The organism is Streptomyces sp. NPDC042002 (assembly GCF_055588305.1).
Genome location: NZ_JBVJCT010000028.1, coordinates 54011 through 72802, shown reverse-complemented (window position 1 = coordinate 72802; position 18792 = coordinate 54011). Strand labels below are relative to the sequence as shown.

General features: G+C 69.4%; 16 protein-coding genes and 2 tRNA genes. 13 read left to right on the top strand and 5 right to left on the bottom strand.

Translation table 11 applies throughout. The features are described 5' to 3' along the window. Positions 1 to 352: 352 nt before the first annotated feature. A complete protein-coding gene (locus tag ACZ6KY_RS30760; protein ID WP_469313529.1) occupies positions 353 to 937 on the top strand; it encodes a biotin transporter BioY in 585 nt (194 codons plus the stop codon). 146 nt (positions 938 to 1083) lie between these two features. Here the strand turns inward: ACZ6KY_RS30760 and ACZ6KY_RS30755 are convergent, their stop codons facing one another. Further along, positions 1084 to 1803 carry a hypothetical protein gene (locus ACZ6KY_RS30755; protein ID WP_469313528.1) on the bottom strand — a complete coding sequence of 240 codons (720 nt, stop codon included), beginning with the start codon at positions 1801 to 1803 and terminating at the stop codon, positions 1084 to 1086. 231 nt (positions 1804 to 2034) lie between these two features. On the opposite strand from ACZ6KY_RS30755, the gene ACZ6KY_RS30750 reads away from it, so the two are divergent. Beyond that, complete coding sequence (locus ACZ6KY_RS30750; protein WP_469313563.1) at positions 2035 to 4209, top strand: protein kinase domain-containing protein; 2175 nt, start codon at positions 2035 to 2037, stop codon at positions 4207 to 4209. 159 nt (positions 4210 to 4368) lie between these two features. Here the strand turns inward: ACZ6KY_RS30750 and ACZ6KY_RS30745 are convergent, their stop codons facing one another. Continuing rightward, positions 4369 to 5856 (bottom strand): amino acid permease, encoded by a 1488-nt coding sequence (locus ACZ6KY_RS30745; protein ID WP_469313527.1) that lies wholly within the window; start codon positions 5854 to 5856, stop codon positions 4369 to 4371. A 258-nt stretch (positions 5857 to 6114) separates the two neighbouring features. Between ACZ6KY_RS30745 and ACZ6KY_RS30740 the strand changes: the two genes are divergently transcribed. Next, on the top strand, positions 6115 to 6609 hold the full coding sequence (locus tag ACZ6KY_RS30740) for a ribose-5-phosphate isomerase (protein ID WP_469313526.1): 495 nt from the start codon (positions 6115 to 6117) through the stop codon (positions 6607 to 6609). Between the two features lie 64 nt (positions 6610 to 6673). After that, positions 6674 to 7483 carry an Fpg/Nei family DNA glycosylase gene (locus tag ACZ6KY_RS30735; protein WP_469313525.1) on the top strand — a complete coding sequence of 270 codons (810 nt, stop codon included), beginning with the start codon at positions 6674 to 6676 and terminating at the stop codon, positions 7481 to 7483. A gap of 101 nt (positions 7484 to 7584) precedes the next feature. On the opposite strand, the gene ACZ6KY_RS30730 is transcribed toward ACZ6KY_RS30735, so the two are convergent. Beyond that, entirely contained in the window at positions 7585 to 8814 is a 1230-nt protein-coding gene (locus tag ACZ6KY_RS30730; RefSeq protein WP_469313524.1) for a GNAT family N-acetyltransferase, read from the bottom strand. Positions 8815 to 8985: 171 nt separating this feature from the next. Between ACZ6KY_RS30730 and ACZ6KY_RS30725 the strand changes: the two genes are divergently transcribed. Then, positions 8986 to 10158 (top strand): PP2C family protein-serine/threonine phosphatase, encoded by a 1173-nt coding sequence (locus tag ACZ6KY_RS30725; protein WP_469313523.1) that lies wholly within the window; start codon positions 8986 to 8988, stop codon positions 10156 to 10158. A gap of 83 nt (positions 10159 to 10241) precedes the next feature. Then, positions 10242 to 10697, top strand: a complete 456-nt coding sequence (locus ACZ6KY_RS30720) for an HD domain-containing protein (RefSeq protein WP_469313522.1) — start codon at positions 10242 to 10244, stop codon at positions 10695 to 10697. A 192-nt stretch (positions 10698 to 10889) separates the two neighbouring features. Here the strand turns inward: ACZ6KY_RS30720 and ACZ6KY_RS30715 are convergent, their stop codons facing one another. Continuing rightward, positions 10890 to 12068, bottom strand: coding sequence for an acyltransferase family protein (locus ACZ6KY_RS30715; protein WP_469313521.1), 1179 nt, complete (start codon positions 12066 to 12068; stop codon positions 10890 to 10892). Positions 12069 to 12714: 646 nt separating this feature from the next. Here ACZ6KY_RS30715 and ACZ6KY_RS30710 point away from each other — a divergent pair. Beyond that, complete coding sequence (locus ACZ6KY_RS30710) at positions 12715 to 12909, top strand: hypothetical protein (RefSeq protein WP_469313520.1); 195 nt, start codon at positions 12715 to 12717, stop codon at positions 12907 to 12909. A gap of 148 nt (positions 12910 to 13057) precedes the next feature. Further along, entirely contained in the window at positions 13058 to 13426 is a 369-nt protein-coding gene (locus ACZ6KY_RS30705; protein WP_469313519.1) for an NUDIX hydrolase, read from the top strand. 72 nt (positions 13427 to 13498) lie between these two features. Here the strand turns inward: ACZ6KY_RS30705 and ACZ6KY_RS30700 are convergent. After that, positions 13499 to 13572, bottom strand: a tRNA-Gly gene (locus ACZ6KY_RS30700). A 151-nt stretch (positions 13573 to 13723) separates the two neighbouring features. Between ACZ6KY_RS30700 and ACZ6KY_RS30695 the strand changes: the two genes are divergently transcribed. The 5 genes from ACZ6KY_RS30695 (at position 13724) to clpX (ending at position 18653) form a co-directional block, all read left to right on the top strand. After that, positions 13724 to 13800: transfer RNA gene (locus ACZ6KY_RS30695), tRNA-Pro, on the top strand. Between the two features lie 199 nt (positions 13801 to 13999). Then, positions 14000 to 15388 (top strand): trigger factor, encoded by a 1389-nt coding sequence (gene tig / locus ACZ6KY_RS30690; protein ID WP_469313518.1) that lies wholly within the window; start codon positions 14000 to 14002, stop codon positions 15386 to 15388. Between the two features lie 415 nt (positions 15389 to 15803). Then, entirely contained in the window at positions 15804 to 16409 is a 606-nt protein-coding gene (locus ACZ6KY_RS30685; RefSeq protein WP_060897745.1) for an ATP-dependent Clp protease proteolytic subunit, read from the top strand. A 116-nt stretch (positions 16410 to 16525) separates the two neighbouring features. After that, positions 16526 to 17206 carry an ATP-dependent Clp protease proteolytic subunit gene (locus ACZ6KY_RS30680; protein ID WP_261708770.1) on the top strand — a complete coding sequence of 227 codons (681 nt, stop codon included), beginning with the start codon at positions 16526 to 16528 and terminating at the stop codon, positions 17204 to 17206. Positions 17207 to 17366: 160 nt separating this feature from the next. Further along, positions 17367 to 18653 (top strand): ATP-dependent Clp protease ATP-binding subunit ClpX, encoded by a 1287-nt coding sequence (gene clpX, locus ACZ6KY_RS30675; protein ID WP_469313562.1) that lies wholly within the window; start codon positions 17367 to 17369, stop codon positions 18651 to 18653. Positions 18654 to 18792 lie beyond the last annotated feature (139 nt).

Below are 18792 nucleotides of genomic sequence, written 5' to 3'. Positions count from 1 at the left end.
TCCGGCCCGCAGTGGGAGAGCCCGGCGGAGCCGGCGGCGCGCAAGCCCCGGCGAGGGGTCGACGTGGGGTGGGGCGGAGGCCGACACCGCGAAAGTCCCTTTGGTGAGTCTCCACAGTCCCGGCCCCGAACAGTCCCGTAGCGGAAACGACTTCACCTCAGTGACCAGCATCACCTCCGGGCAGGTGTACCGGGCACTCTTTGTAAGGAGCCCACCAATCTCCGGATCCGCGCTTTGTCGAGCGCTGACGGTGATCACCCGTATGCCCCTGGGATAGCGTCACCGTGTCCCGACCTGTCCTCCCCCGAGCTCCCTGTGAGCCAAGGGGGTATTCCCGTTCGCCGGAGTCCTCATGAGCACCGCTGTCGCCACGCCCTCCCGACCCGGCGAGGTCCTCGCCGACCTTCTTCCGGCCTCCCGCGTCCGTGACGTCGCCCTCGTGCTCGGCGGTGCCGCCCTCACCGGCCTCGCCGCCCAGATCTCGCTGCCCGTCCCGGGTTCCCCGGTGCCGGTGACCGGCCAGACCTTCGCCGCGCTGCTCGTCGGCACGGCGCTCGGCGCGCGCCGCGGCTTCCTGTCGCTCGCGGTGTACGCGCTGGTCGGCATGGTCGGCGTTCCGTGGTTCGCGGACGGCGGCTCCGGCGCCGCGGCACCGTCCTTCGGCTACATCCTCGGCATGCTGCTCGCGTCCACCGTCGTGGGTGCCCTGGCCCGCCGAGGCGCCGACCGTTCCGTGCTGCGCATGGCGGGCACGATGCTGCTCGGCGAGGCGATCGTCTACGCGATCGGCGTTCCCTACCTGGCCCTGGCCACCGGCATGTCGGCGAGCGCGGCCGTCGCGGCGGGCCTCACCCCGTTCCTGATCGGTGATGTCCTCAAGGCCGCCCTGGCCATGGGCGTCCTGCCCACGGCATGGAAGCTCATCGACAAGAAGTGACGCCCGCGTCCGTGACGTAGTGGTGCCCCCGTCCGGTGGCGCCCGCGTCCGTGACGGCGTCGTTCCGTGCAAGAGGCTCGCCGGGTCGTGTTCCGACCTCACCCGGCGGGCCTCCGCGCGTTTTCACCCGGTGCCGTGCCCGGCGGTCAGCGCTCCTGCCGGGGCCTGCGGCCGACCCACCACAGCCCCGCCGCTCCGGCCGACATCAGGGCCGCGCCCGCCATACCGAACGGCAGGACCCCGCTCCCGGCCCCGGTCCTCGGCAGCGCGTCGCCGCCCGGTGCCACCGGCTTGTTGTCGGTGCCCAGCAGCAGCGGGGTCGCCGGGGCGTTCGGCGACGGGTTCGTCGTACCGAACGGAACCGGGCCCTGCTGCCAGTACGTCTTCTTCCCGTCGCTCGTCTGGACCGGAAGACAGATCTTTCCGGTCCTGCTCAGATCGAACGTGGCGTCGACGTCGTACGATTTCGATTTTCCCACCGCGAGATTGCCGGTGGAGCAGATGAAACCGCTGTTCGACCCCTTGGGCAGATCCTTTTCGGCCATGGCGGTGCAGCCTTTGACGTTCTTGACCTTCAGGCCGTCGAATCCGACCACCAGCAGCCTGATGCCGCCGCTTTCCTTGGTCCCTTCATTCTTTACCGTGGCGGTAATCACCGTCTTCTGAGTACCGTTGTCGACCGAGATCTTCTCCGGCAGCAGCGTGGTCACCTCCACGCCCGCCGGCGGCTTGTCCATCGCCTTTCCGCCCTTGCCGCTCCCCGGCCCCTGGTCGTCCGCGACGGCGGTGTAGGAAAGGATCATCACGGTCGAGAAGCATGCCGTGAGCAGCGATCCCGTAATGGTCGTCGTCCGACGAGAACTCATGTTCGTCCCCCTTGGCTGCGCCTGAATTCGCAGTACTTGAAGAGGTACCACAAGATTTCTCCGCACTATGCTGGTACGGCCTGAAGTGTGACCATTGTGTTTCTGTTGTGACGGGCGATTGTGGCTGATGTTGAGGGGGTGCAGAGATTGTCGGCGAACGTACAGGGTGGTGTTCCGGGATTATTGGTGACCGGACGTTATCGGCTGGTCGAGAGTATTGGTCAGGGGGGAATGGGGCGGGTGTGGCGAGCCGCCGACGAAATGCTGGACCGGCAGGTCGCGGTCAAGGAAATGCGCATAGACGGACTCGATCCCGAGGACACCCGCACGCGCCGGGAACGCACCCTGCGCGAGGCCAGGGCGACGGCCCGGATCGACCATCCAGGCGTCGTCCGCATCTACGACGTCGTGGACGCGGGCGAGCGGCTGTGGATCGTCATGGAACTCGTCGCGGGCCGCTCCCTCGAACGGGTCGTGGTGGAGGACGGACCGCTGGACGCGCGCGAGGCGGCCCGGGTCGGCCTCGAACTGGTCGGGGCGCTGCGCCAGGTGCACGCCCAGGGTGTGCTGCACCGCGACATCAAGCCGGGCAACGTCCTGGTCGAGCGCGCCGGACGGCACCGTGTCGTCCTCACCGACTTCGGCATCGCCGCGCTTCGGGACGCCGAGGCGCTCACCATGGCCGGCATGCTGGTCGGTTCCCCCGACTACATGGCCCCCGAGCGGATCTCCGGCCGCCCGCAGGGGCCGCCCTCCGACGTGTGGTCCCTCGGCGCCACGCTCTGCGCGGCCCTCGGGGGCCGCTCCCCGTTCTCCCGCTCCACCACCCTCGCGACCCTGCACGCGGTCCTCTACGAGGAGCCCGAACTCCCCGCAGGGACAGGTGGGTTGCGGGAGATCCTGGCCGCCCTCCTGGAGAAGGAACCGACCACGCGGCCCGGTCTGGAGGAACTTGAGGCAGGGCTTGCGGAACTCGTCCGTCCACCGGTGACGAGCGCGCCCGGTCCCGCCGGACCGCCGACGGCTCCCCCCGAACCCCGTCCGCCTGCGGACGCACAGCCCGCCGGCATCACCGATCCGCGAAGGCCGGATCCTGCGCCTCTAGCCGACCCCGAGTCCGAGGCCAGCCGTGAGTCCGAGTCCGACCGCGAGTCCGACCGCGAGTCCGAGTCCGGCCTTGAGTCCCGGTCTGGGTCCGAGCCCGACCTTGAGCCGGAGCGCGGCCTCGACCCGGACCCGGACCCCGGGTCCGAGCCCGACCTCGACCCCGAACTGGAGCGCGGCCTCGACCCGGACCCGGACCCCGGGTCCGAGCCCGACCTCGCCCCCGAGCCGGAGCGCGACCTTGACCCGGACCCCGGGTCCGAGCCCGTGCCCGAGTACCACTCCGTCTACGACGCCATCCCGATCCGGCCCACTCCGACCCGGAAGGGCCCGCCCGACTTCCGGATGGATTCACCGGCGCGTTCCCCACAACACTCCGCGCCCGCCCGACCCGAATCCGTCCCCTCCGTCCTCTCCGCCCCCAGGGACCCCGACCTGTCGGCGACCGCCAACGCCTCCACCGAAGTTCCCTCCGAACCGCGCACGGAGCCCAGTTCGCGGACACCGTCCGAACCGCGCGTGGAGCCCGGCTCGCGCCCTCCTTCCCAACTGCCCACGGAACCCGTGCCCGTAGTGCGGCCACCGGGCGAACTCCCGGACCCCGCAACGCCGTCCGGCTCCGGAGAAGGCCGGAGCCAGGGTCGGAGCCAGAGCTGGGGCCAGAGCTGGGGCCAGGGTCGCGCCAGGCGCCGTACCGGATTCGCCGCCGCCGGGGTCGTCGCGGCGGGAGCCGTCGTCTGGGCCGTCGTCGCCATGACCGGTGGATCGCCCGGCGGCAGCACGGGTACCGCCGCGGGCTCGTCCGCGTCGACGGCCTCCACCGCCGGAGGCGCCGCGTCCCCGGCGCCCACCGTCGAGGGCACCTCACGCCCGCCCGGCCTGCCCCCGGGAGCGCGCAGGGAGGCGGGCGGATACGCGTGGGTGACGCCCAAGGGCTGGCGGCGCGATCTGCAGACCGGCTCCGAGGTGCACTACACCGCGCCCGACGGCGCCCAGGAACTGGCGGCCAAGTCCTCCCTCGCCAAGGGGAATCTGATGGACACCTGGACGACTTCCGAGCAGAACGCCCGCCAGGGGCGGGACTACCGGAAGATCCGGCTGGAGGAGACGACGTTCCGGGGCCGGACCGCGGTCGTCTGGGAGTACACCTTCACGCTCAAGGGAGTGAGCTGGCACGCGCGGCTGCTCGGCTTCGACGCCGACGGGAAGTCGTACCAGATCAACACCTGGTACCACCAGGACATCGAGGACCGGGCCCTCCGGGTCTACGACCAGGTCAAGAACAGCTTCACCGTGCTGTGAGCCGGCCGTCGCCGCGGCCCGCCCGCCGGAGGGAGGGGAACGGAAGAGCAATGGAGCCGGGCACGGAAAGGCCAATGGAGCGGGGCACGGAAAAGGAAATGGGGAGGGGCCCACGGCGATCTGCCGCGGGCCCCTCCCCACGCAGGCTTCGGTGGCGGGTCAGGCGCGCACCTCGGCCTGGGTCTCATCGCGAGAGCCGCTCGCGACCGGCTGCGCGGACGGGCGGGCGCCCGCCCCGGTCTTCTGCCGGACGAACGCGATGACCAGCACGATCGCCGCGACGAGCAGCGACAGCAGCACGGTCTCCCGGCCGTCGTGTTCGGTGTCGGTCAGCATGTAGCCGAGCACGAAGACGATCATCGCGGCGGTCGCCCAGGTCAGATACGGATAGAGCCACATCCGCACGACGAGCTTCTCCGGCGCCTCGCGCTGGATGATCTTCCGCATCCTCAGCTGCGAGAAGCAGATGGCGAGCCACACGAACAGGGCGACCGCACCGGAGGAGTTGACCAGGAAGAGGAAGACCGAGTCCGGGAACTTGTAGTTGAAGAAGACGGCCACGAAGCCGAACACGACCGAGACGACGATGGCGGTCATCGGCACACCGCGCCGCGTGGTCCTGGCGAACGCCCTCGGCGCGTCCCCGCGCTGACCCAGCGAGAAGGCCATCCGGGAGGCGGTGTAGAGGCCGGAGTTGAGGCAGGACAGCACGGACGTCAGCACGATGACGTTCATGATCTGACCGGCGTGCGCGATGCCGAGGGAGTCGAGGGCGGCGACGTACGAGCCCTTGTCCTTGATCGACGGGTCGTTCCACGGGAGCAGGGCGATGACGACGAGGATCGAGCCCAGGTAGAAGACGGCGATACGCCAGATGATGCTGTTCGTCGACTTGGTGACGGCCCGCTGCGGGTCCTCGGACTCACCGGCCGCGAGCGTCGCGATCTCGCTGCCCATGAAGGAGAAGACGACCAGCAGCACACCGGTGAGGATCGCGCCGGGCCCGTGCGGCAGGAATCCGCCGTGGTCGGTCAGATTGCCCAGGCCCGCCTTCGGGGCGTCCACACCCGGCAGCACCCCGAAGATCGCGAGAGCGCCGACCAGGATGAACGCGCCGATCGCCACGACCTTGATCCCGGCGAACCAGAACTCGAACTCGCCGTAGGAGCCGACGGAGACCAGGTTGGTGGCCGTCAGCACCGCCATCACGATGAGCGCCCAGCCCCACTGCGGCACGCCCGGCATCCAGCCTTCGAGGATCTTGGCGCCGGCGGTGGCCTCCACGGCCAGCACCACCACCCAGAAGAACCAGTACAGCCAGCCGATGGAGAAGCCCGCCCAGCGGCCGAGCGCGCGGTCGGCGTGCGCGGAGAACGAGCCCGAGGTCGGGTTGGCGGCGGACATCTCACCGAGCATCCGCATCACCAGCACCACGAGCGTGCCGACGAGGGCGTACGAGAGCAGGATGCCGGGGCCCGCGGTGGCGATGCCGGTGCTGGAGCCCACGAAGAGCCCGGCGCCGATGACACCGCCGATGGCGATCATCGACAGATGACGGTTCTTGAGCCCGGCCTGGAGGCCGCCACCGGGTTCTCCGGGGCCTCCGGGGGCCTGTGCGGCCTTCGTGGGGGTCGGCTGCGAGGTCATGAGGGGATTCCTTTGCGCCGGATGAGCAGATTCCCGTACAGAGCGCCCAACCCGTACGAGCGGTGTACGGGGCACGCGCTGATCCATCGTGTGGACCGGCGTACGAGTTGGTCCAGTGAAACGGAGGCAAAGGAATTCGTGAACCTTTGAATCCAGATCGTTACTTGAGGTTTCCTTGAGGTTCTGTAGGATTGCTCGCTGTTTTCGGGAGCAGCCCCCGGCGAGGCCGACCGGAAACGGTCGTGTCACACTCGGACCATGCGCGTGTATCTCGGCTCCGATCATGCCGGTCTCGAACTGAAGAACCACCTCGTCGAGTGGCTCAAGTCCGCCGGCCACGAGCCCGTCGACTGCGGGCCCCACATCTACGACGCCCAGGACGACTACCCGCCGTTCTGCCTCCGCGCCGCGGAGCGCACCGTGGCCGACCCGGACGCCCTCGGCGTCGTGATCGGCGGCTCCGGCAACGGCGAGCAGATCGCCGCGAACAAGGTCGCCGGCGTACGGGCCGTACTCGCCTGGAGCGAGCAGACCGCGGCGCTGGGGCGCGAGCACAACAACGCGAACGTCATCTCCGTCGGCGCCCGTATGCACACCGAGGAAGAGGCGACGAAGTTCGTCGAGACCTTCCTCAACACCCCGTTCACCGGCGAAGAGCGCCACGTCCGCCGCATCGAGATGCTCGCGGACTACGAGACGACCCGGGAACTCCCGCCGATCCCGGCCCACCACCCGCAGCAGCCGCAGGCGTAGCACCGACGGGCCGACGGCCGGACGCGGCCGTCCGGCCGTCGGACGAGAGACAGCGGGAGGAACGGTGCCCGAGGGGCACACCATTCACCGGCTCGCGGAGGACTGCCTCGCCGCGTTCGGTGGCCGCGGCGTCCGCGTCACCAGCCCCCAGGGCAAGTTCGGCGACGCCGCGGCCCTCCTCGACGGATCGGTCCTGACCGCGGCGCAGGCCCACGGCAAGCACCTCTTCCTCGGCTTCCGTCCGGAGCGGTGGATCCACATCCACCTGGGCCTCTTCGGCAAGGTCGGCTTCGGCGGCACGCCCGCCCCGCCGCCCACGGACACCGTCCGGCTCCGCCTCACGAACGACACCGCGTACGTCGACCTGCGCGGCCCCACCACCTGCGCCCTGATCACGGACTACGAGAAGCGCGCGATACACGACCGCCTCGGCCCGGACCCGCTGCGCCCGGACGCCGACCCGTCGGCCGCGTACCGCCGGGTCTCCCGCAGCCGTACGACGATCGCCGCGCTGCTCATGGACCAGAAGGTCATCTCGGGCGTGGGCAACGTCTACCGCGCGGAGGTCCTCTTCCGGCACGGCATCGATCCGTACCGCGCGGGCAAGGACCTCGGCGCGAGAGAGTGGGACGCGATCTGGTCCGACCTCGTGGATCTCATGCGCGAGGGCGTCCGCAACAACCGCATCGACACGGTCCGCCCGGAGCACACCCCCGAGGCGATGGGCCGCCCGCCGCGCGTGGACGACCACGGCGGCGAGGTCTACGTGTACCGCAGGGCCAACCTGCCCTGCCACATCTGTGGCGGCGAGATCAGCACCGCCGATCTCGCCGCCCGTAACCTCTTCTGGTGCCCGGCCTGCCAAAAGGCCTGAATCCGGGCCGAGTCGGGACCGCCGCCAGGGTGTTTCCGTCAGTCGGGGCGCGGCGCACGGGTCCTAGAACCCGTGCGTCAGGCAGGGCACGGTCACGGGTCCTAGAACCCGTGCGGCAGCCAGGGCGCGACCACCGAGGTGAACGCCATCGACGCCTCCGCCAGCGCCCCTTGCCGCAGTTCACGCACCAGGCCGCCCGCCGCGAGCGAGGCCAGCGTCACCCCGCCGAGATAGACCGCCCCCAACTCCCTTACGGACAAGGCGAGATCAGGAGCGTCCTCGGTCCGGACGCACGTCGCTCCCTTCGCGTCCCCGGTGAGCCGCCAACGCCCCTCGTTCCAGGGGCAGAAGGAGTCCTCGACCTCGAACACCACGTCCACCGGCGCCTGATAGGTCCGCGCCTCCAGCGCCGCCCCGACATCGACGAGCCGCACATGCAGCGCGTCCTTCATCCGCAGCTGGCAGCGGCGGATGTCGGAGACCATGAACTGCCAGGCCTCGTCCACCGGCCGGCCCCGGGTGATCAGCGTGGTCGTCAGGTCGACGTCGAAGAGGAACCGCCACAGCGCGGCCCGCACCGCCGGATCCAGTCCCTCCAGATCCACCGTCATGACCGTCCCGTTGTGCCCGGACGGGCCCCACTCGGGCTTGACCCGAAAGCGCGTGTAGCCCACGACCTCGCCGTCCCGCTCGGCCACCACGCACTGCAGGGGCGAGGCGCCGCTGCGCTGGTCCTCCGTGTCGAGCACCCCGAGCCGCTGCCAGCCGGGCTGCCGGGCCAGCATCCCGGGACGCTCCGGTACGAGCCGCGCGTACACCGCCTCGCACGCGTCCAGCGCATCCCTGGGCACCGCGTAGCGCAGCCGTACGTCGTCGGTCCCGGGCGGCACGGACAGACGTACGCGACTGGTGTCGATCTCCGCGTTGATCTGGAGGGTCCCGATGCCGTAGCCGAACCGCCCGTAGATCGCCGGTTCCGACGCGGTCAGGACGGCGAGCGGCTCGCCCCCGGCACGGATGTCGTCCAGCTGGCGGCGCATCATCGCGGTGAGCACCCCGCGCCGCCGGTGCGTGGCCGCGACGCTCACCGCCGTGATCCCGGCCGCCGGTACCGAGGAGCCGCCCGGGACGGTGACACGGAAGGAGAAGGCCCCCGCCGTACCCACACAACTCCGTCCGTCCCACACGCCCAGCGCACGGTCGTACTCTGTGAGCGCGTTCCACAGTTCGCGCTCCTCGGACGACTCCGCCACACCTCCGAACGCGCGGATCAGGTTGTCGTACCACTTGTCCCAGTCGGCCTGCCGCAGCACCCGAACGTCAGTCGTCATAGCCCATGCCTACCAGGGCATTGCGGTACGAGCGAGGGGATTTCGCCCGGCCGGCACGGCCTCCGACCGGAACGTGCCTGTGCAGGTCTCTGTGAAGTTGAGCGCTCGGAGGGGGGACAAGTGGGACCTCCCGTGCCAAGCACCTGGTCCGATGGATAGGGTCCCGAACTAATGGCAGCAGGACGAGAGCGGCGCGCGGCGGCCGATACGTTCACGGCCCGGTTGAAGAAGCAATGGCACCGGGCCCGCACAGGGCTGCGCAGATCCGCTGTCGACTACTTCCGCGGGGACGGTTCGGACTGGATCGCGCTCGCCGGTCTGCTGGTCACGATCCCGGTGATCGCCTCCACGACCCTGGTCAACTCGGTGTGGTGCTCGCCCTCCGCCCTGGTCCTGCCGATCGTGGCCGGCGGACTGCTGCTCCGGCCCGCCAGCCTGCTCGGGCTGTACGCGGCCGCCGCCACCGCGCTGATAGTGGAGTCCGTGAAGCTCGGCCCCTACACGGAGGGCCCGTCCCGGGTCACGCCGGGCGTGGTCCTGGTGGTCGCGGCCTGCGGCTTCTTCGGACTGCTGATCGCGCAGTTCCGCAGCCGGGTGGGTGTGCCCTGGCGGCGCGGCGGCACCATGCTCTTCGACCTGCGCGAACGCATCCGGGTGCAGAGCAAGCTGCCGAAACTGCCACTGGGCTGGCACCGCGAGATGGCGCTGCGCCCGGCGGGCGGGCAGTCCTTCTCCGGGGACTTCGTCGTGGCCGCGCGGACGAACGGCGGCCGGACCCTCGAAGTCGTCCTCACCGACGTGTCCGGCAAGGGGATGGACGCGGGATCACGTGCCCTGCTGCTGTCCGGAGCCTTCGGCGGCCTCCTCGGTTCCCTGCCGCCGCACGCCTTCCTGCCCGCCGCGAACGGCTATCTGCTGCGCCAGGACTGGGACGAGGGCTTCGCCACCTCGATCCATCTGGTGCTCGATCTCGACTCGGGCGACTACGAACTCTTCTCGGCCGGACACCCGCCGGGCCTCCAGCTCAGCGCGGGCAGCGGCCGCTGGGAGGAGAAGGCTGCGGAAGGCCCGCTGCTGGGGGTGTACGACGGCGCCCAGTTCGACCCGGTGAAGGGCTCACTGCGGCCCGGGGACGTGCTGATGCTGTTCACGGACGGTCTGGTCGAAACCGCCGACCGGGACATCGTCGAGGGCATCGACCGGCTCACCGGCGCGGCCGACCGCTATGTCGCCGGCGGCTTCCACGGCGCCGCCTGGCACCTCATCGAGGCGGTGGCCAGGGACGTCAACGACGACCGGGCCCTCCTCCTTATCTGCCGCGAGGGCCTGACCCCGGTACGCTGACCGCGCCCCACGGCCGCCTCCGGCAACGCGATTGTTTCCGGCAACGCGGCGGCAGCGGCCCGTACCGAGGAGACACTGATCGCGTGACGCAACCTCTCCTGACCCTGGCCGAAGTCGAAGCGCTCGCCCGCACGGCGCACGCCGCCCAGACCGACAAGGCCGGCCGGCCGTACACCGAGCACCTCCAAGCCGTGGCGGACGGCGTCCGCGAGCGCGGCGGTGACGACGACCAGATAGCGGCGGCCTGGCTGCACGACGCCGTCGAGGACGACGCCCTCTCCGAGGACTGGCTGAACGAAGCCGCGCTGACCCCTGGTACGAAGGACATCGTGCTGGCGCTCACCAAACAGGACGGCGAGTCCCCGGAGTCGTACGCGCGACGCATCCGCACCACCCGGGGCGCCCTGCTGGTCAAGGCGTCCGACCTGGCCCACAACGCCGACCCGAGCCGCCTCGCGGTCCTCGACGAGCACACCCGGGCCCGCCTGACGAAGAAGTACGCGACGATGCGGACCCTGCTGGGGCTGCCGCCGAGCTGAACGCCGGCGTCTGCCGCCGCCTCCCGCCGTTGTCCACAGCCGTTCATCGCCGTCCGCTGCCGTCCGCTGCCGTCCGCTGCCGTCCGCTGCCGTCGGCGGTCGTCCGCGGGAGCCCGCGCCGAAAAGGGCGGGCCCGGAGTCTCCGGGCCCGCCCTTTTCGTATGCCGATCGGGCCGGTCGCGCGTCGGCCCGTTACGCGATGGCCTTCGCCCGCTGCCGGGCGACTTCCGCCGCGTCCCGCTTGAACGCCCACGCCATGTCCGGCTCCATCGCGAAGCGGAAGATCCGCTGGACGGGCCGGGTGCACAGGACGGTGACGAGCGCGGCCGCGACGACCGTCACGAAGACCTCGCCGAGCGGCTTGTGCAGCCACCCGTGGTCGAACCAGCCCCAGTACTCGGACGCCTTGACGACGAAGCCGTGCAGCAGATAGCCGTACAGCGTGCCCGCGCCGAGCGCCGTGAACCAGAACGCGCGCCGCGGCACCCAGGCGAAGAAGCACGCGGTGAGCACCAGCGAGCAGCCGTAGAGCGCGAGCGTCATGACGACACCCGCCCACCAGGGGGCGCCCAGTTCCTGCGCGCTGTCGCGGTGGAAGAACCAGGCGGTGTTCATCCGGGGCACCGCCCAGTAGCCCACCGCCAGCGCCGCGGCGAAGACCGGCGCCGACAGCACGCGCACCGTGCGGCGGCGCACCAACTGGAAGTGCTCGGGCTTCATGAACAGGCCGAGGACGAAGAACGGCAGGAACTGCAGCACCCGCTGGAGGTCCAGGTCGTCACCGATCTCCGGTGAGACGGACGCGAGCAGGGCGACGCACACGGCCAGCGGAACCGGCCAGCGGACGAGCTTCCACAGGGGGGTCGTCAGCCGCCAGACGAAGAGCGCGACCAGGAACCAGGTGAGGTACCAGGGGTCGAGCAGGCTGATCGCCTGGTTCGAGTCGCCACCGGCCCAGCGGTCGAAGAGGGAGTACGCCGTCTCGAACAGGACATACGGTACGAGGACCCCGGTGACCAGTCGTTTCAGGCGGTCGGGGCGCATGTCGAAGCTGCGCGAGAAGTAGCCGGAGATGATGATGAAGGCCGGCATGTGGAAGGTGTACACGACCGTGTACAGCGCTTCCAGGAAGCGGCTCTGGCCCTTCAGCGGCTCCCACGAGTGACCCATGGCCACGAGCACGATCGCCAGGTACTTGGCGTTGTCGAAGAAGGCGTCGCGCTGTTTGGCGGGCTTGCCGTCCGGTGCGGCGCCGGCGGCAGCCGCCGCGGGGGTCTGGGGCGAGCGCGGGCTCGGCACTCCGTCCGCCGACTGCTGGGCCGGCGGGAGCGGTGATCTGTGGTGGCCGTGGGGTCGGAGCGAGTTGGTCACAGGCCCTCCCACCAAGAACTCCGGGAGACGATCCTGGACCTCGCTGCGCGTACGGGGGGCGTGGCGGCGTGGAACATCTGAGGCACCCTAGCGTTGTCTGTGTGTTCTCGTAAAACGCTCGATCTCATTCCTGCTTATCGCCTGCGTCTACCCCGGATTCGGAGATGTGTGCCTGCCGATCCGCAAGTGGTTCCGTATATCGATTCGCTTACTGACAGCGGGTGTTCTGTCCCATTTCATGCCGACTAAGCGGTGCATAACGCCCGCGGGCGACTCCAGCGGTATGTCCTGTTCGATGGGCTTTGGTTGCCCGCGTCCCCTGCCCGCGATGTGCCTGCGGCAACAATTCGAATTGCCTGCGAACAGGATGTGTGGACATGGCAACGGTCGCCGTGAATTCGCTGTCCGGGCGTACCCCCGAATTGCGGCGCGGGGCAGTGCGGTTGACGTGTTTCCGCGGGGCCGGGGGAGGGCTGTGCCGCGCCGGCCCGCTGGAGCCCGGCTCGCTCCCGGGTCTGCCCCTGGCCAACGATGCGTCACCTGCCGCATACGAGCGGCCGGTTGGTGGCACGATGGTTCTGGCGGGGGTGTGCGGGGCTGCACCCCCGGGCCGGGAGAGCGGACCGACCGTAGGGTGTGATCAGTTGTGGCCATTTCGCTGTCAGTGGTGCTGCTGTTGGCGATCGTCCTCGTGGTGCTGATCCGAGGAGGATCTATCAAGGCGGGACCTGCCATCGTCGCGGTGCTCTTCGGCTTCTTCCTCGCGTCGACCGGTATGGCCCCGTCCATCAACCGGTTTCTCGATTCGATAGCGCAGACCATCAACTCGATCAGCTTCTGAACGGGACGCGGCGTAAGGCGCCCGTCGCCGGACCGAGGACGGGTGCGGGACGCGCGGCGCGGTCTGCGCCGGGCGCGCGCCTCCGGCTCCGCGCGCCGGTCACGGACACCTCTGCGCCCGAAACTCCGGGCCCGAGGGGGCGGCGGCCATGACGAAGGTCCGCCACAACGTCCGCGCGGTCCTGCGCGACGGAGACCGTCTGCTGTTCCTGCGCCGCGAACGGCCCGGCGGCACCCCGTACTGGACCACCGTCGGCGCCACCATCGGTCCCGCCGTCGAGTTCCTGACCCTGACCGAACCGGGCGAGCGGACGACCGTCGTACGGCACTACTTCCGGGCCGATGTGCTGGACCTGCACCCGGACCGCCGGAGCGGCCCCGAACTCGACGACCCCGACACGGGCGACTTCTCGGCCGTACGGATCGCACCGGAGGCGTCGGCCCTGGCGGCCCTCGAACTCCAGCCCCCCGAACTGGCCGCCCACCTGTGCGAGCATGCCGGAACCTGGCTCGCGTGAGGCCGGCGTCGGCCCCGGAAACGACTCAGGGCCAGGCGGAGGAACGAACCTCCGGCCTGGCCCTACGTCATCTGGAGCGGGCGACGGGAATCGAACCCGCGTAGCTAGTTTGGAAGACTAGTGCTCTACCATTGAGCTACGCCCGCACAGGGTGCGCCGCAGGTCAGCGACCGCGGCACAGAAAGCATCGTAGCGGGTCGACCGCCCACATCGCACACCCCGTTCCCGCCCGCGTCGGCGCTCACGAAATGCGGCAGCCGCGCTGCCTGCGGGCATGTACCCTACGTGTCGCACCGACGGGGTGTGGCGCAGCTTGGTAGCGCGTCCGCTTTGGGAGCGGAAGGCCGTGGGTTCAAATCCCGCCACCCCGACCACCGGCAGGACCCGCCAGGGATCCGCCCGGACAAGATCGCCTTTTGGGGCGTGTACCGCCTGCGGTTACTATGCAAGCTGCGTGTCCGTATGTCTGCAGTGTTACGTCTCTCAAGGGCCGCGAATCCGCCCAGGCTCTGCCCGACCGGCAGCAGCACGCAGCAGAACCCCCCAAGAAGTCAGCCACAAGGAGACCGAACCGTGAAGAGCGCCGTGGAGACCCTGAACCCGACTCGGGTTCGGCTCACTGTCGAGGTGCCCTTCGAGGAGCTCAAGGACAGCCTCGACGCGGCGTACAAGAAGATCAACCAGCAGGTCACGGTGAAGGGGTTCCGGAAGGGCAAGATCCCGGCCCGCGTCATCGACCAGCGGTTCGGTCGCGGCGCCGTGCTCGAAGAGGCCGTCAATGACGCGCTCCCGAAGTTCTACACCGAAGCGGTCAACGAGGCTGAGCTGAATGTCCTCGGACAGCCTGAGGTCGACATCACCGAGCTGAAGGACGGCGAGACGCTGAACTTCACCGCCGAGGTCGACATCCGCCCGGCCATCGAGATCCCGGACTACTCCGGCATCGAGGTCGAGGTCGACGCCATCGAGGTCAGCGACGAGGACATCGAGAAGGCCGTCACCGACCTGCGCGAGCGTTTCGCGTCGACCTCCCCGGTCGAGCGCGCCGCCCAGGACGACGACGTCGTCACCCTCGACCTCGAGGCCAAGGTCGACGGAGAGATCCTGGAGGACGGTGTCGCCAGCGGCGTCTCGTACACCATCGGCTCCGGCGAGCTGCTCGAAGGCATCGACGAGGCCGTGAAGGGCCTGGAGGCCGGTGGCGAGACCACCTTCACCTCCGAGCTCAAGGGTGGCTCCGCCGCCGGCAAGGAGGCCGAGGTCACCGTCAAGGTCACCCAGGTCGCCGCCCGTGAACTGCCCGAGCTGGACGACGAGTTCGCGCAGCTCGCCTCCGAGTTCGACACCCTCGACGAGCTCAAGGCGGACAGCCGCAAGCGCCTCGAGAACATGAAGCAGTACGACCAGGCCACGCAGGCCCAGGAGCGCGTCCTGGAGAAGCTGCTGGAGCTCGTCGAGGTGCCCGTCCCCGAGAAGCTGCTCGAGGACGAGATCAACACCCGTAAGCACAACCTCGAGCACCACCAGCTCGGCCAGATGGGCCTCGACCTCGCGAAGTACCTGGAGATCCAGGGCAAGACCGAGGAAGAGTTCGACGCCGAGACCAAGGAAGCCGCGGTCAAGGGCATCAAGACGCAGTTCGTCCTGGACGAGCTCGTCAACAAGGAGAAGCTGAACGTCAACCAGGAGGAGCTCACCGAGCACCTCATGCGGCGCGCGGCCTCCTCCGGCATGTCCCCCGACCAGTTCGCCCAGGCCGTCGTCGAGGGCGGCCAGGTCCCGATGCTCGTCGGCGAGGTCGCCCGCGGCAAGGCCCTCGCGGTCGTCGTCGAGGCCGCCACGGTCAAGGACACCAACGGCGAGGTCGTCGACCTCGACGACGAGGAGGACGAGACGGCCGAGACCGCCGAGTCCACCGAGGGCGCCACCGAGGCCGAGGCCGAGGAGACCCCCGAGGCCTGATCGCCCCACTTGTACGCCTGACGGGCCCCCGGGAACTTGTTCCCGGGGGCCCGTCGGCCGTTCAGGGACGCGGGGAACTGCGCGAGCAACCCCCGCTGGCCCGCAGCCGCGCTCCTGGCCCCTGGCGCCCCGACGGGTGCGGCCTTCCGAGGGTGCGCGCTGCCGACCCGCACCCGTGAAAGAGGGCGCCCACAACCCCGGTCGGGCCAGCGCGGCGCATGCGCTCACAGCGAACAGTTCCCTCTGCGGGATTCCCCGGAGGGACCCGCGCGTTAGGGTCCATGAATACGAGGGCAGGGGAGTCCCCGGACGCCGTCGGGAGGCGGCGCGGAACCCGGGGTCCCAGGTCCCTGCAGAAGACGTGAGACGGCCCGGCGCCGTCGTAAGACGAGCAGGTGGATACGTGACGAATCTGATGCCCACAGCTGCCGGCGACCCTATCGGTGGTGGCCTCGGCGACCAGGTCTACAACCGACTGCTCGGCGAGCGGATCATCTTCCTCGGCCAGGCGGTCGACGATGACATCGCCAACAAGATCACGGCGCAGCTGCTGCTCCTTGCCTCCGACCCGGACAAGGACATCTACCTTTACATCAACAGCCCCGGCGGATCGATCACGGCCGGCATGGCGATCTACGACACCATGCAGTACATCAAGAACGACGTGGTGACGATCGCCATGGGCATGGCGGCCTCGATGGGCCAGTTCCTGCTCAGCGCCGGTACCCCCGGCAAGCGCTTCGCCCTGCCGAACGCCGAGATCCTGATCCACCAGCCCTCCGCGGGTCTCGCGGGCTCCGCGTCGGACATCAAGATCCACGCCGAGCGGCTGCTGCACACCAAGAAGCGGATGGCGGAGCTGACCTCCTTCCACACCGGTCAGACCGTCGAGCAGATCACTCGTGACTCGGACCGCGACCGCTGGTTCGACCCGATCGAGGCCAAGGAGTACGGCCTCATCGACGACATCATGCCCACCGCTGCCGGTATGCCGGGCGGCGGCGGCACCGGGGCGGCGTAAGCCCCTCCAGCGCCCCCGAGGGCGACGCGGGGCCCCTTGCCGCCCCCGGGTGGCACCGGGCCCCCCGCGTGCCCTCAGCCGACCGCTCAGCCCTTTCAGGTTTTTCAGGAGACACAGTGAACGACTTCCCCGGCAGCGGCCTCTTCGCCCGCACGCAGGCCGAGTACACCGGTCCTCGCGCGGAGTCCCGCTACGTCATCCCGCGCTTCGTCGAGCGCACCTCGCAGGGCGTGCGTGAGTACGACCCGTACGCGAAGCTGTTCGAGGAGCGCGTGATCTTCCTCGGCGTGCAGATCGACGACGCCTCCGCCAACGACGTCATGGCGCAGCTGCTGTGCCTGGAGTCGATGGACCCCGACCGTGACATCTCGGTCTACATCAACAGCCCCGGTGGCTCGTTCACGGCCCTCACGGCCATTTACGACACGATGCAGTTCGTGAAGCCGGACGTTCAGACGGTCTGCATGGGCCAGGCCGCCTCGGCCGCCGCGATCCTGCTGGCCGCCGGCACCCCGGGCAAGCGCATGGCACTTCCGAACGCCCGTGTGCTGATCCACCAGCCGTACAGCGAGACCGGCCGCGGCCAGGTCTCGGACCTCGAGATCGCGGCGAACGAAATCCTCCGGATGCGCGCGCAGCTGGAAGACATGCTGGCCAAGCACTCGACCACGCCGATCGAGAAGATCCGCGAGGACATCGAGCGCGACAAGATCCTCACGGCCGAGGACGCCCTCGCGTACGGCCTGATCGACCAGATCATTTCCACTCGGAAAATGAACAACTCCGCGGTCGTGTGACGTATCGCTGTATCGTCTGCCGCTCCTTGATGCGGTTCACGACAAAGTGAACCGCGCCAAGGGGGGCCCGGACGAGGGGCTCGGCAAGGTACCGTCGGACATAAGGCAGCACCAGGAGCCGCTGGACGTAGGCGTCTCCCAGGCGAAGGGGAAGCACACCGTGGCACGCATCGGTGACGGCGGCGATCTGCTCAAGTGCTCGTTCTGTGGCAAGAGCCAGAAGCAGGTCAAGAAGCTCATCGCAGGCCCCGGTGTGTACATCTGCGACGAGTGCATCGATCTCTGCAACGAGATCATCGAGGAAGAACTCGCGGAGACGAGCGAGGTGCGCTGGGAGGAACTCCCCAAGCCCCGCGAGATCTACGAGTTCCTCGAGGGCTATGTGGTCGGGCAGGAGTCGGCCAAGAAGGCCCTCTCCGTCGCGGTGTACAACCACTACAAGCGGGTCCAGGCCGGTGAGAACAGCGCGGGCCAGAACCGCGAGGACGCCATCGAGTTGGCGAAGTCCAACATCCTCCTGCTGGGCCCCACGGGCTCCGGCAAGACGCTCCTCGCGCAGACCCTCGCACGCATGCTGAACGTTCCGTTCGCCATCGCCGACGCGACGGCGCTCACGGAGGCGGGATACGTCGGCGAGGACGTCGAGAACATCCTGCTGAAGCTGATCCAGGCCGCCGACTACGACGTCAAGAAGGCCGAGACCGGGATCATCTACATCGACGAGATCGACAAGGTCGCCCGTAAGAGCGAAAACCCGTCGATCACGCGCGATGTGTCCGGCGAGGGCGTCCAGCAGGCCCTGCTCAAGATCCTCGAGGGCACCACGGCCTCGGTGCCGCCGCAGGGCGGACGCAAGCACCCGCACCAGGAGTTCATCCAGATCGACACGACGAACGTCCTGTTCATCGTGGGCGGCGCCTTCGCGGGCCTGGAGAAGCTCATCGAGTCCCGGGCCGGCGCGAAGGGCATCGGCTTCGGCGCGACGATCCGCTCGAAGCGCGAGCTGGAGTCCAAGGACCAGTTCGCGGCCGTCATGCCGGAGGACCTGGTCAAGTTCGGCATGATCCCCGAGTTCATCGGCCGTCTCCCGGTCATCACCTCGGTCCACAACCTGGACCGCGAGGCCCTCCTCCAGATCCTGGTCGAGCCGCGCAACGCCCTGGTGAAGCAGTACCAGCGCCTCTTCGAACTCGACGGTGTGGAGCTGGACTTCGAGCGCGAGGCCCTGGAGGCCATCGCCGACCAGGCCATCCTCCGCCAGACCGGCGCCCGAGGCCTGCGCGCCATCATGGAGGAAGTCCTCCAGGCCGTGATGTACGAGGTCCCGTCCCGCAAGGACGTCGCCCGCGTGGTCATCACCGCCGACGTGGTCCTGCGCAACGTCAACCCGACCCTGATCCCGCGCGACGCACGGGGCCGGGGACCGGGGGAGCAGAAGACGGCGTAGTCAACGCACTTACGACGAAGGGGCGCCCGGCGAGCAATCGCCGGGCGCCCCCCTCTCCGTTGCTTCCCCCCATCGGCCCCCGCCCACCCTCGACAACCCAAACCCCGACGCCCCCTCCCCGCCTTCCCGCCGCGTTGGC

What these genes read in the sequence shown, in the direction of transcription:
- ACZ6KY_RS30760 (WP_469313529.1), top strand. Translation starts at nt 353, where the DNA reads ATGAGCACCGCTGTCGCCACGCCCTCCCGACCCGGCGAGGTCCTCGCC.
- ACZ6KY_RS30755 (WP_469313528.1), bottom strand. Translation starts at nt 1,803, where the DNA reads ATGAGTTCTCGTCGGACGACGACCATTACGGGATCGCTGCTCACGGCA.
- ACZ6KY_RS30750 (WP_469313563.1), top strand. Translation starts at nt 2,035, where the DNA reads ATGGGGCGGGTGTGGCGAGCCGCCGACGAAATGCTGGACCGGCAGGTC.
- ACZ6KY_RS30745 (WP_469313527.1), bottom strand. Translation starts at nt 5,856, where the DNA reads ATGACCTCGCAGCCGACCCCCACGAAGGCCGCACAGGCCCCCGGAGGC.
- ACZ6KY_RS30740 (WP_469313526.1), top strand. Translation starts at nt 6,115, where the DNA reads ATGCGCGTGTATCTCGGCTCCGATCATGCCGGTCTCGAACTGAAGAAC.
- ACZ6KY_RS30730 (WP_469313524.1), bottom strand. Translation starts at nt 8,814, where the DNA reads ATGACGACTGACGTTCGGGTGCTGCGGCAGGCCGACTGGGACAAGTGG.
- ACZ6KY_RS30725 (WP_469313523.1), top strand. Translation starts at nt 8,986, where the DNA reads ATGGCAGCAGGACGAGAGCGGCGCGCGGCGGCCGATACGTTCACGGCC.
- ACZ6KY_RS30705 (WP_469313519.1), top strand. Translation starts at nt 13,058, where the DNA reads ATGACGAAGGTCCGCCACAACGTCCGCGCGGTCCTGCGCGACGGAGAC.
- ACZ6KY_RS30685 (WP_060897745.1), top strand. Translation starts at nt 15,804, where the DNA reads ATGCCCACAGCTGCCGGCGACCCTATCGGTGGTGGCCTCGGCGACCAG.